Annotated in this window: 14 protein-coding genes; 5 read left to right on the top strand and 9 right to left on the bottom strand. The window is 67.1% G+C overall.

The window, feature by feature from the left end; all coding sequences use genetic code 11:
* Positions 1-9: 9 nt before the first annotated feature.
* A complete protein-coding gene (gene dapB / locus ORI27_RS18295) occupies positions 10-744 on the bottom strand; it encodes a 4-hydroxy-tetrahydrodipicolinate reductase (RefSeq protein ID WP_265998417.1) in 735 nt (244 codons plus the stop codon).
* Between the two features lie 212 nt (positions 745-956).
* Here dapB and ORI27_RS18290 point away from each other — a divergent pair, with 212 nt between their 5' ends.
* Positions 957-1,907, top strand: a complete 951-nt coding sequence (locus ORI27_RS18290; protein WP_265998418.1) for a PE-PPE domain-containing protein — start codon at positions 957-959, stop codon at positions 1,905-1,907.
* A gap of 58 nt (positions 1,908-1,965) precedes the next feature.
* On the opposite strand, the gene aldR is transcribed toward ORI27_RS18290, so the two are convergent.
* The gene (gene aldR, locus ORI27_RS18285) at positions 1,966-2,481 is read right to left on the bottom strand and encodes an HTH-type transcriptional regulator AldR (protein ID WP_265998419.1); all 516 of its coding nucleotides are present in this window, start codon (positions 2,479-2,481) and stop codon (positions 1,966-1,968) included.
* Between the two features lie 94 nt (positions 2,482-2,575).
* On the opposite strand from aldR, the gene ald reads away from it, so the two are divergent.
* The gene (gene ald / locus ORI27_RS18280; RefSeq protein ID WP_265998420.1) at positions 2,576-3,691 is read left to right on the top strand and encodes an alanine dehydrogenase; all 1,116 of its coding nucleotides are present in this window, start codon (positions 2,576-2,578) and stop codon (positions 3,689-3,691) included.
* An 81-nt stretch (positions 3,692-3,772) separates the two neighbouring features.
* On the opposite strand, the gene ORI27_RS18275 is transcribed toward ald, so the two are convergent.
* The 6 genes from ORI27_RS18275 to rpsO form a co-directional block, all read right to left on the bottom strand.
* On the bottom strand, positions 3,773-4,570 hold the full coding sequence (locus ORI27_RS18275) for a VOC family protein (RefSeq protein WP_265998421.1): 798 nt from the start codon (positions 4,568-4,570) through the stop codon (positions 3,773-3,775).
* 72 nt (positions 4,571-4,642) lie between these two features.
* On the bottom strand, positions 4,643-5,560 hold the full coding sequence (gene bla / locus ORI27_RS18270; protein ID WP_265998422.1) for a class A beta-lactamase: 918 nt from the start codon (positions 5,558-5,560) through the stop codon (positions 4,643-4,645).
* Positions 5,557-6,582, bottom strand: coding sequence for a nitronate monooxygenase (locus ORI27_RS18265; protein ID WP_265998423.1), 1,026 nt, complete (start codon positions 6,580-6,582; stop codon positions 5,557-5,559). The genes bla and ORI27_RS18265 overlap by 4 nt, the downstream gene beginning before the upstream one ends.
* Positions 6,583-6,584: 2 nt before the next feature.
* Entirely contained in the window at positions 6,585-7,934 is a 1,350-nt protein-coding gene (locus ORI27_RS18260; protein ID WP_265998424.1) for a M16 family metallopeptidase, read from the bottom strand.
* Entirely contained in the window at positions 7,912-10,164 is a 2,253-nt protein-coding gene (locus tag ORI27_RS18255; protein WP_265998426.1) for a polyribonucleotide nucleotidyltransferase, read from the bottom strand. The genes ORI27_RS18260 and ORI27_RS18255 overlap by 23 nt, the downstream gene beginning before the upstream one ends.
* Before the next feature lie 297 nt (positions 10,165-10,461).
* Complete coding sequence (rpsO, locus tag ORI27_RS18250) at positions 10,462-10,731, bottom strand: 30S ribosomal protein S15 (RefSeq protein WP_265998427.1); 270 nt, start codon at positions 10,729-10,731, stop codon at positions 10,462-10,464.
* Between the two features lie 170 nt (positions 10,732-10,901).
* Between rpsO and ORI27_RS18245 the strand changes: the two genes are divergently transcribed.
* Together ORI27_RS18245 and ORI27_RS18240 are read left to right on the top strand one after the other, a co-directional pair.
* Positions 10,902-11,252 (top strand): ArsR/SmtB family transcription factor, encoded by a 351-nt coding sequence (locus tag ORI27_RS18245; protein WP_265998428.1) that lies wholly within the window; start codon positions 10,902-10,904, stop codon positions 11,250-11,252.
* Complete coding sequence (locus ORI27_RS18240) at positions 11,243-11,728, top strand: SRPBCC family protein (protein WP_265998429.1); 486 nt, start codon at positions 11,243-11,245, stop codon at positions 11,726-11,728. Before ORI27_RS18245 ends, ORI27_RS18240 begins: the two co-directional genes overlap by 10 nt.
* A 7-nt stretch (positions 11,729-11,735) precedes the next feature.
* Here ORI27_RS18240 and ORI27_RS18235 read toward each other — a convergent pair whose 3' ends face one another.
* Positions 11,736-12,713 carry a bifunctional riboflavin kinase/FAD synthetase gene (locus ORI27_RS18235; RefSeq protein ID WP_265998473.1) on the bottom strand — a complete coding sequence of 326 codons (978 nt, stop codon included), beginning with the start codon at positions 12,711-12,713 and terminating at the stop codon, positions 11,736-11,738.
* Positions 12,714-12,793: 80 nt separating this feature from the next.
* Between ORI27_RS18235 and mntR the strand changes: the two genes are divergently transcribed.
* Positions 12,794-13,498, top strand: coding sequence for a manganese-binding transcriptional regulator MntR (mntR, locus tag ORI27_RS18230; RefSeq protein WP_265998430.1), 705 nt, complete (start codon positions 12,794-12,796; stop codon positions 13,496-13,498).
* The last annotated feature ends 38 nt before the right edge of the window (positions 13,499-13,536 follow it).

Genomic DNA, 13,536 nt, shown 5'->3' with positions numbered 1-13,536 from the left:
CCGCGGGGTTCACAGGTCGAGCAGCGGTTCGATTCCGATGGTGAGCCCGGGCCGGGTGGCGATCTGACGGACGGCAAGCAGGACACCGGGAACGAACGACGTCCGGTCGAGGCTGTCGTGACGGATGGTCAGCGTCTCGCCCAGCGTGCCGAAGAGCACTTCCTGGTGGGCGACCAGTCCGGTGAGCCGAACGGAATGAACCGGAATGCCGTCGACGTCGGCGCCACGGGCCCCGTCGAGCCCGGTACTGGTGGCATCGGGGTTGGGCGGCAGATCTTTTCGCGCCTCCGCGATAAGCCGTGCCGTGCGCGTCGCCGTGCCCGAGGGTGCGTCGGCCTTGTGCGGGTGGTGCAGTTCGATCACTTCCACCGATTCGAAGTACGGCGCGGCCTTCTGGGCGAAGTGCATAGACAGCACAGCCCCGATGGCGAAGTTGGGCGCGATCAGCACGGCGGCGTCTGGTTTGTCGGTCAGCCACGAGCGAACCGTCTCCAGCCGCTCGTCGGTGAAGCCCGTGGTACCGACCACGGCGTGAATTCCGTTGTCGATGAGGAACTTCAGATTGTCCATCACCACATCGGGGTGGGTGAAGTCGATAACGACTTCGGTACTGCTGTCGGTCAACAGTGCGAGCGGGTCGCCGGCGTCGACTTCGGCGCTCAGCGTCAGATCATCGGCCGCGCGCACCGCCTCGCACATAGTCGTACCGACTTTGCCCCTCGCTCCCAGTACCGCAACTCGCATGGACGCAGCCTAGTCGGCACGCGGTCACACCAAGGTGGCCAGACCCTGCAACGCGGGGCCTCGTCGGCGAGCGATCAGCCGCCGCTCCCTTTTGCCGTGTTGGGTAACGGCGTGGCGATCGGGCCGCACAGCATCGGCCACCCCACTCAATGTGGCAAACACGACTCGTCGCGGCTTGCCAGGTCCTACCATTTCCGTTGGGGAGGTCGGGGATGATCAAACAAACAGGGCTGGCCGCGATGATGAGCGCCGCGCTCATCGCGACGGCACCGATCAGCAATGCCGCAACCGTTCTCACGCTCGAGGGCGGCTTGGTCGGCCTGCAGCACATCTGGCATTTCACGCCGACGCAGCTGCAGGGCGATCTGTGCAAGTCGCCCAACCACTGTCAACCGGTCGACTACTTCGCGTTTCCGGGCGGCGCGTTCACCGATCAGGGCGCGGCGAAAGTCATGCAGGCGATCGATGCCCTGCCCGACGACGAGCAAATCGTGCTGTTCGGGCACAGCCAGGGTGGACAGGTCGTCTACTCCGATCTTCGCCGGTTTGCCGCAGACCCTGCCAGCGCACCGGACCCGTCCCGGCTGAGCTGGGTATCGATCGGTAACCCCGAGAACTCGTACGGGGGCCGGCGGGGCAAGACCGAGTCCGCCACCGATCCGTGGTTACCGCCCGACACCGCGTACCAGGGCATCGAGGTCATTCGGCAATACGACGGGTGGGCCGACTGGCCCGACGATCCCCGCAACCTGCTCGCGGTCGCCAATGCCGTCGCCGGAATGTTCTCGATCCACACCAACTATCGGAACATCGATCTCGACGACCCGAACAACGTCCGGTACACGCCGGAGGTGGCGGGGCAGCCCGGCAACGTCACCTACGTGTGGGTGCCCACTCCGGTCATGCCGCTGGCCGCGTGGGCGGGGCCGCTGGCCCCGGCGCTGGACAACGCACTGCGGCCGATTGTGGAAAGGGCGTATCACCGGCCGGTCGACATTCCGGATCCCACGCCGCCGTCGTCGGCCTCGGTTCAGCCGGCTCGCTCTTCGGTCGCTGCGCCCCGCTCGACCGGCACGTCCAAACGTGCCACCACGCATCGCGCGAAACCCGCCAGTCAGCGCAAGGCGAAGGGTTCCACCGCGTCCTCGGCTCGCCGAAAGTAACGCCACGGCGATAAACAGCCGGCAGCGTCGCCATGGCGTTACTGTCGGCCAGCCCGCCCTAGAGCGGCGCGGCTCCACGCAGGTGCTCGAAGATCAGGGATGTCTGGGTGCCCGCCACGTCGGCGTCGGCATTGAGGTTCTCCACGACGAACGACCTGAGGTCGTCGGTGTCGCGGGCGGCCACGTGGATGATGAAGTCGTCGGCGCCGGCCAGGAAGTAGACGTCCATCACCTGTGGCTTGCGCCGGATCTGCTGGATGAAGGTACCGATCTTGCCGCGGGCGTTGGCTTGCAGGCTCACCGAGATCATCGCCTGGAGCGAGAGCCCGATCGCGGTGGGGTCGATATCGGTGTAGAAGCCACGGATCACACCGATGTCCTGTAACCGTCGGACCCGGCCGTGACAGGTCGACGGGGCGATGCCGACGGCGTCGGCCAGGGCGCTGTTGGAAATCCGCGCGTCGGCGTGCAGCGCCGCCAGAATCCGGCGGTCGACCTCGTCAAGCTCGGCGGTCCGAACATCCTTCGGCGCGGCCCCGATACGACCCATAGATTTCGTCACTTCTTCGGCCATAGCGCGATTCTATTGAATCTTTGTCGTCTTTGTTGCCTTGACATCGAAAGTTCTTCACAATTCTTGTAAGTCCATTCCCGATCAAGGAGCGATCATGCGTGTCGGCATCCCGACCGAGATCAAGAACAACGAGTACCGCGTCGCCATCACCCCGGCCGGCGTTTCCGAGCTCGTCCGCCACGGCCACGAGGTGGCCGTCCAAGCCGGCGCGGGCGAGGGATCGGCGATCCAGGATGCCGACTTCAAAGCCGCCGGCGCGCAGATCATCAACAGCGCCGACCAGGTCTGGGCCGAGGCCGATCTGCTGCTGAAGGTCAAGGAACCCATCGAGCCCGAATACTCACGCATGCGCAAGGGCCAGACCCTGTTCACCTACCTGCACCTGGCCGCGTCCCGGCCCTGCACCGACGCGCTGCTGGCGTCCGGCACCACCTCGATCGCCTACGAGACCGTGCAGACGGCCGACGGCGCGCTGCCGCTGCTGGCCCCGATGAGCGAGGTCGCCGGTCGGCTGTCCGCTCAGGTCGGCGCCTACCACCTGATGCGCACCCAGGGCGGCCGCGGCGTCCTCATGGGCGGCGTCCCCGGCGTCGCCCCGGCCAAGGTCGTCGTGATCGGCGGCGGAATGGCCGGTGACAATGCCGCGGCCGTCGCCTGGGGCATGGGCGCGCACGTGACGGTGTTCGACCTCAACGTCAACATCCTGCGCAAGATCGACGCCGAGTACGGCGGCGCGATCGAGACCCGCTATTCCTCACGGCTGGATCTGGAGGACGCCGTCAAGCAGGCGGACCTGGTCATCGGCGCCGTCCTGGTGCCCGGCGCCAAGGCCCCCAAGCTCGTCACCAATGCGACTGTGGCTCAGATGAAGCCGGGCGCTGTGCTGGTGGACATCGCCATCGACCAGGGCGGCTGCTTCGAGGATTCCAAGCCCACCACGCACGACGATCCGACGTTCCGCGTGCACGACGCGGTGTTCTACTGTGTGGCCAACATGCCCGGCGCGGTTCCGCGCACGTCGACGTACGCCCTGACGAACGCCACCATGCCCTACGTGCTGAAGTTGGCGGACAAGGGCTGGCAGGACGCCTGCCTGTCCGACCCGGCGCTGGCCAAGGGCTTGTCGACCCACCACGGGCACCTGCTCAACCACGAGGTCGCCCATGACCTGGATCTGCCGTTCACCGATCCGGCTGGCCTGCTGACCTGAAAGACCCTGTGAGCCAACGGCTCACCCGCACAGCGAACCGGGACTGCTCACCGCAGCGTCCCGGTTGGCTGATATCTACCCTCACATGCCGGCCGGTGGATGACCGAGGCAGATCAGCGCACCCAACGGGTCCTTGATAGCCGCCAGAGTGCCGTACGGCGTGTCCTCGATGGGCATCAGCAGCTGGCCGCCCAGCGCCTCACTCTGTTTCACCGTCGCGGCCACATCGTTGACGGTGATGTAGACCTGCCAGAACGACGGCACCTCGGCGGGCATCAGCTTGGCGGAGTCCATGATTCCCGAATACGCGCTCTCACCGGCAAAGACCTGACCATAACGATCGGGGCCGACGGCGTCGGGGTCCCCACCGGTTCCGATCTCGTCGATGCGGGCGCCGAGCACCGTGCGGTAGAACGCCAGTGACGCGTCGTAGTCCTTGCTCTGACATTCGAACCAGTACGGCGTGCCGTGCTCACCCCATTCGGTGAAGCCGGCATGTGTGCCGGGCTGCCAGAACCCGATGACCGCCCCGGCGGGATCGACGACCACCATCATCGAGCCCAGATCGCCGACCGGCATCGGGGGCACCATCACCGTCGCGCCCGCGGCCTGCGCCGCCGCGATGGTGGCGTTGCCGTCGCTGGTGTGCAGGTACACCGACCAGATGTTCGCCGGACCCGCCTCGGCCATCTGCGGAACCAGCCCGGCGACCCGCTTACCGTTGCGGGTGAAGTTCTGGTAACCGCCGAACTCCGGCTGCGGCGGCCCCTCGACCTCCCAGCCGAAGATCTCCTGATAGAACTCCGCGGCACGGGCCGGATCACTGCTCATCAAGTCGAACCAGATGGGCGCCCCGATCGGGGCGGCGTACTCACTCACGATGAATCCTTTCGGCCGGTTTCTTCTCCGCGTGGGTCGATCCTCAGTACTGACACGCACGGCCGGGGAAACTCATCGCGCCTTCGTCAGCTCCGGCAACACCAGCGTCGTCACGTCGGCGACCAGCTGGCGCAGCGTGTCCGCCTCCGGGTTGTCAGACTGCGTCCGCGTCATGATCGCCAGCAGAATGCGTTCGCCATTGGGCCCGAACGCGATGCCGACGTCGTTGGTGCTGGCGTAGGCGCCGCTGCCGGTCTTGTCCGCCGTGGTCCAGCCCGGCGGCAGACCGGTCCGCATGCTGGAGGTGGTGTTGGCGGCCATCCAGTCGTTGAGCTGGCCGCGGTGGGACTCGTCGAGGATGTCGCCGGTGAGCAGGCGCTGAACACCGCCGCCCAGTGCGCGCGGCGTGCTGGTGTCGCGAAGATCCCCCGGGATGGCGGAATTCAACGCGGTTTCCCAGCGATCCAACCGCGTTCGGTCGTCGCCGATGGACCGCGCGAACGCGGTGATCGCCGGCGGACCGCCGATGGTCCGCAGCAACAGGTTGGCCGCGGTGTTGTCGCTCACCTGCAGTGCCGCCGCGCACAGATCCGACAGCGACATCCGCTTTCCGACGTACGGCTCGGTTCGCGGGGAATTGACCGTCACCAGATCGGCAGGAGCGATCAAAACGGTGTCGGTCATCCGCAGTTCGCCCGCCTGGGCCTTCTGCAGCACGCGGGCGGCGAGGTAGGACTTGAAGGTCGAGCACATCGCGAATGGGTCGTCAGCCCGATGGGCGACCAGCAGCTGCGAATCGAGGTTCTGTCCGTACAGGCCCACAAAGGCGTTGTAGCGCTTCTCCGTCGCCGCGATCCGCTGCTCGATCGGCGGCAGGGGTTCAGCCGGGTCGATGAGCGTCGGATACGTCCGCGAGGTGTTGTTACCGCAGGCGGTCAGGGCGGTCAGCGTCGCGCCCCCGGCGAGCAGTCGGCGTCGTGACAGGTTCATCCGTGGTGCCCGGCCAGCGCCGCGACGATGTCGCCGGCGCCGCCGCCCCTGATGCGACGCCATGATGTGCCCGCCCACAGATTGGTGCCGTGCGGGTCCCCGGCGGCGACCGCGGCCCTGCGCAGCGGAGACGTCATCTGGTTGACTTCCGGATATCCCAGGGGTGCCACGTCGGCATAGCGTCTGGTGAAGTCGTTGGCGAGGCCCCGAGCGTAGCGGCCTGAAAATGTCTGTGTCACTACCGTTTCAGTGAACCGCCCGTCGGTGAGGGCGCCCCGGTGTACGGCGTTGGTTCCGGCCTCGTCGCACAGCAGGAACGCGGTGCCGGCCTGTGCCGCCACCGCTCCCCCGTCCAGGACGCGCCGTACGTCGTCGGCACTGGCCAGACCGCCCGCCGCGATCACCGGCAGTTCGTGGACCGCCACGATCGCGGCCAGCAACGCATCGAGCGGCGCCACGCCCGGCGCCGCGACGGGATCGAAGGTGCCGCGGTGCCCGCCCGCCTCCGGTCCCTGCACGATGAGGGCGTCGGCGCCGGCGGCCACCGCCGCCCCCGCCTCAGCCAGGCTGGTCACGGTCACCGCGGTGAACACCCCGCGATCACCCAGGCGTGCAAGTACTTCCGCGGACGGACAGCCGAATGTGAACGTCGCCACCTCCGGTGCGGTGTCGGCGATGACGTCGAGCTTGGCCTGCCACGCGTCGTCGTCGGGGTGGGGCTGACCGACTTCGGCGCCGTAGCGATCGGCCAACGGGGCCAGCAGTTCGCGGTAGCGGTCCAGTGTGTCGGCGGTCGCCGCCGACGGCTGGGGCACGAAGATATTCACGCCGATCGGCGACGACGTCAGGGACCGCGTCGTGGCGATGGCATCGGCGAATTTCTCGGCGCTCAGGTAGCCGGCCGGGATGAACCCGAGACCTCCGGCGTTGGACACCGCCGCGGCCAGGGCCGGTGTACTGGGACCCCCTGCCATTGGTGCACCGAGAATGGGTACCGCCAAATCCCGCAGGCTGATCCGCACGGCTAACTCCTGATCGCCCGAAGCGGTGGTGGCAGTGTGCGTTTGGACTTGTACGGGCCCAGGACGGCGGCGCCGAACGGTTTGGTCAGCACCTGCCGGGCGATCGCGTTGACCTCCTCGAGGGTCACCTCGTCGATACGCTGCAGGGTGCTGGAGACGCTGCGGTACTCGCCGTAGTTGAGCTCGCTGCGGCCCAGGCGGTGCATCCGCGACGCCGAATCCTCCAGGCCGAGCACCAGTCCGCCGCGAATCGAGCCCTTGGCGATTCGGCACTCCGCCTCGGTGATACCGTCACGCGCCACGTCGTCGAGGATTCGGGTGGTCAATCCCACCACCTCGTCGAAGCGCTCGGGTAGGCACGCCGCATACACCGACAATGCCCCGGCGTCGGAGAACGTGTCAACTGTCGAGAACACCGAGTAGGCCAGCCCGCGGTTCTCCCGAATCTGTTGGAAGAGTCGTGAACTCAGCCCGCCACCCAACGCGGTGTTGAGCACCGACAGCGCCCACCGGTGCGGCCAATGCCGCCCGGGCACCCGTATGCCCAGAGACAGATGGGTCTGCTCGGCGTCGCGGTTGATCAGCGCCAGGGTGGGACGGCTGGCCGGCCGGCCGGCGCCTCGGCGCGGCGCCCTTGGTGTACGCCCCTTGACCAGGTGGGGCCCGAAAGTCTTGCGCGCCAGTTTGACCACCTCGCCGTGGTCGACATTGCCCGCCACCGCAAGGACCATCCGCTCGGGGGTGTAGCGGCGGACATGGAAGGAATGCAGCTGCGAGCGGGTCATTCCCGATACCGAATCGACGCTGCCGATCACCGGCCGCCCGATCGGATGATCCCCGAACATGGCCGTCAGGAAGACGTCGCCGAGCGCATCCTCGGGATCGTCGTCGCGCATCGCGATCTCTTCGAGCACGACGTCACGCTCGAGTTCGACATCGTGGGGCGCACACACACCGTTGAGCACCACGTCGGCGACCAGATCGACGGCCAACTCCAGGTCGTCGTCCAGAACGTGCGCGTAGTAGCAGGTGTGCTCCTTGGCGGTGAACGCGTTCAGTTCGCCGCCGACGGCGTCGACGGACTGCGCGATCTCGACAGCTGTGCGGGTCGGGGTCGCCTTGAACAGCAGATGTTCCAGGAAGTGGGCGGCACCGGCGACGGTCGGACCTTCATCGCGGGACCCGACATTGACCCAGACCCCGACCGAAGCCGAGCGCACCGACGGCACGTACTCGGTGACGACGCGCAACCCGCCGGGAAGGACCGTGCGCCGCACCGCAACCGGCGCCTCATCGAGACGCCGGCCGCGGCGAAGCGACGCTGGTCGGCTAGCTGCTGGCGGTCGCGGCATCGGCATCAACGGGAGCCGGTGCAGCGTCCTCCGAACCCTCAGCTGAGTCTTCAGAGACCAGGATCAGCGAGATCTTGCCGCGGTTGTCGATGTCGGCGATCTCCACGCGGAGCTTGTCACCGACCTTGACGACATCCTCGACCTTGGCGATCCGCTTGCCCCTGCCCAGCTTGGAGATGTGCACCAAGCCGTCACGGCCGGGCAGTAAGGAAACGAAAGCTCCAAAGTCAGTGGTTTTCACCACCGTTCCGAGGAATCGCTCGCCGACCTTGGGCAGCTGCGGGTTGGCGATCGCGTTGATCCGGTCGATGGCCGCCTGGGCCGACGGCCCGTCGGTGGCACCGACGAACACGGTGCCGTCGTCCTCGATCGAGATCTGGGCGCCGGTCTCCTCGGTGATCGCGTTGATGACCTTGCCCTTGGGGCCGATGACCTCGCCGATCTTGTCCACCGGCACCTTGATGGTGGTGACGCGGGGGGCGTACGGGCTCATCTCGTCGGGAGCGTCGATGGCCTCGGCCATGACCTCCAGGACGGTCAGACGCGCATCCTTTGCCTGCGACAGCGCGCCGGCCAGCACCTGCGACGGGATGCCGTCGAGCTTGGTGTCCAGCTGCAGAGCGGTGACGAAGTCCTTGGTGCCCGCGCACTTGAAGTCCATGTCGCCGAAGGCATCTTCGGCGCCGAGGATGTCGGTCAGCGTGACGTAGCGGGTCTCGCCGTCGACCTGGTCGCTGACCAGGCCCATCGCGATACCGGCGACCGGAGCCTTCAGCGGCACACCGGCGTTCAGCAGCGACAGGGTGGACGCGCACACCGAGCCCATCGACGTGGAGCCGTTGGAGCCCAAGGCTTCGGACACCTGACGGATCGCGTACGGGAACTCCTCGACGCTCGGCAGCACCGGCATCAGGGCGCGCTCGGCGAGGGCGCCGTGGCCGATCTCGCGACGCTTGGGCGAGCCGACGCGGCCGGTCTCACCGGTCGAGAACGGCGGGAAGTTGTAGTGGTGCATGTAGCGCTTGGAGGTCTCGGGTCCCAGCGAGTCGATCTGCTGGGCCATCTTGACCATGTCCAACGTGGTGACACCCATGATCTGGGTCTCGCCGCGCTCGAACAGCGCGCTGCCGTGCGCCCGCGGGATCACCGCGACCTCGGCCGACAGGGCCCGGATGTCGGTGACACCGCGGCCGTCGATGCGGAAGTGGTCGGTCAGAATCCGTTGACGCACAAGCTTCTTGGTCAACGAACGGTAGGCCGCGCCGAGCTCCTTCTCACGGCCGGCGAACTGCTCGCCCAGCCGCTCGAGCACCTCACCCTTGATCTCGTTGGTGCGGTCATCGCGCTCGTGCTTGCCGGCGATGGTCAGCGCCTGCGCCAGCGGCTCGGTGGCCACGTGGGCGACCGCCTCGTAAGCGTCTGCGGCGTAATCGGGGAACACCGGGTAGTCGGCGGTCTCCTTGGCGGCGCGGCCGGCCAGCTCGCTCTGCGCGGTGCACAGCGCGGCGATGAACGGCTTGGCGGCCTCGAGACCCTCGGCGACCACGGCCTCGGTCGGCGCTCCGGCACCACCGGCGATCAGCTCGATGACGTTCTCGGTGGCCTCGGCCTCGACCATCATGATCGCGACGTCACCGCCCTCGACCACCCGCCCGGCGACGACCATGTCGAACACCGCACCCTCGAGCTGCTCGACGGTCGGGAAGGCGACCCACTGGTTATCGATCAGGGCGACGCGCACGCCGCCGACCGGGCCGGAGAACGGCAGACCGGAGATCTGGGTGGATGCCGAGGCGGCGTTGATCGCCAGCACGTCGTAGAGATCCTTGGGGTCCAGGCTCAGGATCGTCACGACAACCTGGATCTCGTTGCGCAGGCCGGACACGAACGAGGGACGCAGCGGGCGGTCGATGAGCCGGCAGGTCAGGATCGCGTCGGTGGACGGCCGGCCCTCGCGGCGGAAGAACGAGCCGGGAATGCGCCCGGCGGCGTACATCCGCTCCTCGACGTCGATGGTCAGCGGGAAGAAGTCGAAGTGCTCCTTGGGGCTCTTGCTGGCGGTGGTCGCCGACAGGAGCATGGTCTCGTCGTCGAGGTAGGCGACGACGGCGCCGGCGGCCTGCTGGGCCAGCCGGCCGGTCTCGAAACGGATGGTGCGGGTGCCGAAGCTCCCGTTGTCAATGACGGCGGTCGATTCGAACACGCCTTCGTCGATTTCAGCTACAGACATGGATGTCCGTTCAGCCTTTCTCACTGTTCAGCTGTTTCGCGTCGTCACAAGCGAGCCCAGGTAGCCCTGAGCGCTACGAGGCTTGGGCCTGGATGCGGCTACGGCCGTCGATCGAAGCGGCCGGGCGCCCCCTGTGTTGATTGGGACCCGGCAGCCACTACCGAAGACCGCCCGCTCAGGGAAGCTTCGCTATGACACGCGGGAACGGGACACGCGGATATGCATGAACCGCACCCGATTGTTCGAGCCGGAAAACGGCTCGCAACGGCGCCTATGTTACACGGCGTGTTACACCGCTCAGCGGCGCAGACCCAGCCGCTCGATCAGCGAGCGGTAGCGCGCGATATCGAGCTCGGCGACGTACTTGAGCAGCCGCCGGCGGCGGCCGACCAGCAACAGCAGCCCGCGCCGCGAGTGGTGATCGTGCTTGTGCTGCTTGAGGTGCTCGGTGAGGTCGGTGATGCGCTTGGTCAGCAGCGCCACCTGCGCCTCCGGCGAACCGGTGTCGGTCTCGTGCAGACCGTACTGGCCCAGGATTTCCTTCTTCTGCTCGGCAGTCAGCGCCACGAAAACATCTCCATCAAATCGGTGCCGCGTAGGTATCAGAGCAGTGGCCGCCGCGGACTGCAGCACACGCCGTATCTGTGGGCGAGTCTAGCAGCGGGTGCGCCGGGAGCCGAAATCGCACCAGGTCAGACTCTTGACAACATACAACCAAATGGTTGTATGTTGTCCTGGTGACCGTAGCTGAGGAGGACCGGGCGGACGCCCTGTTCCACGCCCTCGCCGACCGCACCCGGCGAGACATCGTGCGCCGGGCACTGGCCGGTGAGCACTCGGTATCCGCCCTGGCGGACAAGTACGACATGAGCTTTGCCGCCGTGCAGAAGCACGTCGTCGTATTGGAGAAGGCCGGCCTGATCACCAAGCGGCGCAGCGGTCGCGAACAGTTGGCCAGCGGCGACGTGGCGGCCGTGCGGTCGGTGGCCGCCATGCTCACCGAGCTGGAACAGATTTGGCGCGGCCGCGTCGCTCGCATCGACGAACTCATCGCATCTGACGAGAAGGAGAACGACCCATGCCAGTGACCGACGTCAAGCACGATCTGGAGAACCTGACCTTGACCATCACCGCCGATTTCGCCGCGCCGGTGCGGCGAATCTGGCAGATCTACGCCGACCCGCGCCAGCTGGAGAAGGTATGGGGTCCACCGTCGCATCCGGCCACCGTCGTCGACCACAGCCTGACGCCGGGAACCCGCACCACGTACTTCATGACCGGACCGGACGGCGAGAAATATGCCGGGTACTGGGACATCACCGCCGTCGACGAACCGACGAGCTTTTCCTTTCGCGACGGCTTCGCCGACACGGACATGAATCCGAATCCCGACCTGCCGGTCTCGGAGAACACCTTCACCTTCACCGAACACGAGGGCGGCACGCGAGCGGTCTACGTGAGCACGTTCGCGACCGCCGAAGGCCTGCAGCAGGTCTTGGACATGGGTGTCGTCGAGGGCTCCACGTCGGCGATCAACCAGATCGACGGCCTTATCGCGTCCTGAGGCCCGGTCAGTCCTGCGCCGACAGGATCGTGCGGGCCTTCTCGGTGTCCTTGCCCATCGCCTCGACCAGGTCGTGCACCGAGTCGAATTTGAGCTGACCGCGCAGCCGGGCGACGAAATCCACCGCGACGTGCTGGCCATAGAGATCGGCGGCGGTGTCCAGGACGAACGCCTCCACCGTGCGGGTACGACCGGAGAAGGTGGGGTTGGTGCCCACCGAGACCGCGGCCTGATACCGCTCCCCCGGGATGACCGAGCCGGTGACCGGCCCATGACCCAGGACGGTGAACCACGCGGCGTAGACGCCATCGGCCGGGATCGCCGAATACATCGGCGGCGCGACGTTGGCCGTCGGGAACCCCAGCACGCGGCCACGTCCGTCGCCGCGCACCACGACACCTTCGACACGGTGCGGGCGGCCCAACGCCTCTGCGGCGGCCACCACGTCACCGGCGTCGACGCAGGAGCGGATGTAGGTCGACGAGAAGGTCACGGTCTCACTGTGGTGGTGTTCGGCGACCAGCGACATGCTCTCCACGGCGAAGCCGAACCGATCACCGGCCTTGCGCAGGGTGCCGACGTTGCCGGCCGCCTTCTTGCCGAAGGTGAAGTTCTCACCGACGATCACCTCGACGACGTGCAGCCGCTCCACCAGCAGTTCGTGGATGTAGCGATCCGCGGTGAGCTTCATGAAATCGGTGGTGAACGGCACCACCAGGAAGACGTCGATGCCCAGTTCCTCGGCGAGTTCGGCGCGCCGGGTCAAGGTAGTCAGCTGTGCCGGGTGACTGCCCGGGAACACCACCTCCATCGGATGGGGGTCGAAGGTCATCAGCACGGTCGGCACACCCCGCGACCGGCCCGCCTTGACCGCGCGGGCGATCAACTCGGCGTGCCCACGATGTACGCCGTCGAACACCCCGATGGTCACCACACATCGGCCCCAGTCCGAGGGGATCTCGTCCTGTCCGCGCCACCGCTCCACGTCGGCAAGCCTACGGCGCGCTGCCACAGCCGGACACGCTAGATCCCCAGATCAGGTGATGATTGCCTAAACTTTTGGATATGAGTCCTGACGGCAGCCCCAACCCCGGGGTGCGCGACCTGACGACGGTCGCCCAGGACTACCTCAAAACCATCTGGACCGCCCAGGAGTGGTCGCACCACAAGGTGAGTACCAAACTGCTGGCCGAGCGCATCGGGGTGTCGGCCAGCACCGCGTCGGAGTCGATCCGCAGGCTCGCCGACCAGGGCCTGGTGGACCACGAGAAGTACGGTGCGGTGACGCTGACCGAACGAGGCCGCCGTGCCGCTCTCGCAGTGGTCCGCCGGCACCGCCTGCTGGAGACGTTTCTGATGCGCGAACTCGGCTACGGCTGGGACGAAGTGCACGACGAAGCCGAGATCCTCGAACACGCCGTCAGCGACATGATGCTCGACCGCATCGACGCCAAGCTGGGCTACCCGACCCGGGATCCGCACGGCGACCCCATCCCGTCGGCCGACGGCCTCGTCCCCACCCCGCCGGCCCGTCAGCTGTCGGCCTGCGTCGACGGCGAATTCGGCACGGTGGCAAGGATTTCCGATGCCGACCCGGAGATGCTGCGCTACTTCGACACCGTCGGCATCAGCCTGGACTCCCGCCTTCAAGTGCTGGCGCGGCGCGACTTCGCCGGGGTGATCTCGGTGTCGGTGGAGTCATCGGATGGTGCGGCGAACACCATCGACCTCGGCAGCCCCGCAGCCCAGGCCATCTGGGTCGTCGGCTGACGGTTTCCACTGCGCGAGCAGACGTCAACACCCCCGAA

It is taken from the genome of Mycobacterium pinniadriaticum, from assembly GCF_026242045.1.
Lineage (GTDB): Bacteria > Actinomycetota > Actinomycetes > Mycobacteriales > Mycobacteriaceae > Mycobacterium > Mycobacterium pinniadriaticum.
This window is presented reverse-complemented; position numbering and strand designations above follow the sequence as displayed.

Coding starts and splice junctions, on each gene's coding strand:
- dapB (WP_265998417.1), bottom strand. CDS start 744: ATGCGAGTTGCGGTACTGGGAGCGAGGGGCAAAGTCGGTACGACTATG.
- ORI27_RS18290 (WP_265998418.1), top strand. CDS start 957: ATGATCAAACAAACAGGGCTGGCCGCGATGATGAGCGCCGCGCTCATC.
- aldR (WP_265998419.1), bottom strand. CDS start 2,481: ATGGCCGAAGAAGTGACGAAATCTATGGGTCGTATCGGGGCCGCGCCG.
- ald (WP_265998420.1), top strand. CDS start 2,576: ATGCGTGTCGGCATCCCGACCGAGATCAAGAACAACGAGTACCGCGTC.
- bla (WP_265998422.1), bottom strand. CDS start 5,560: ATGAACCTGTCACGACGCCGACTGCTCGCCGGGGGCGCGACGCTGACC.
- ORI27_RS18260 (WP_265998424.1), bottom strand. CDS start 7,934: ATGCCGCGACCGCCAGCAGCTAGCCGACCAGCGTCGCTTCGCCGCGGC.
- ORI27_RS18255 (WP_265998426.1), bottom strand. CDS start 10,164: ATGTCTGTAGCTGAAATCGACGAAGGCGTGTTCGAATCGACCGCCGTC.
- ORI27_RS18240 (WP_265998429.1), top strand. CDS start 11,243: ATGCCAGTGACCGACGTCAAGCACGATCTGGAGAACCTGACCTTGACC.
- mntR (WP_265998430.1), top strand. CDS start 12,794: ATGAGTCCTGACGGCAGCCCCAACCCCGGGGTGCGCGACCTGACGACG.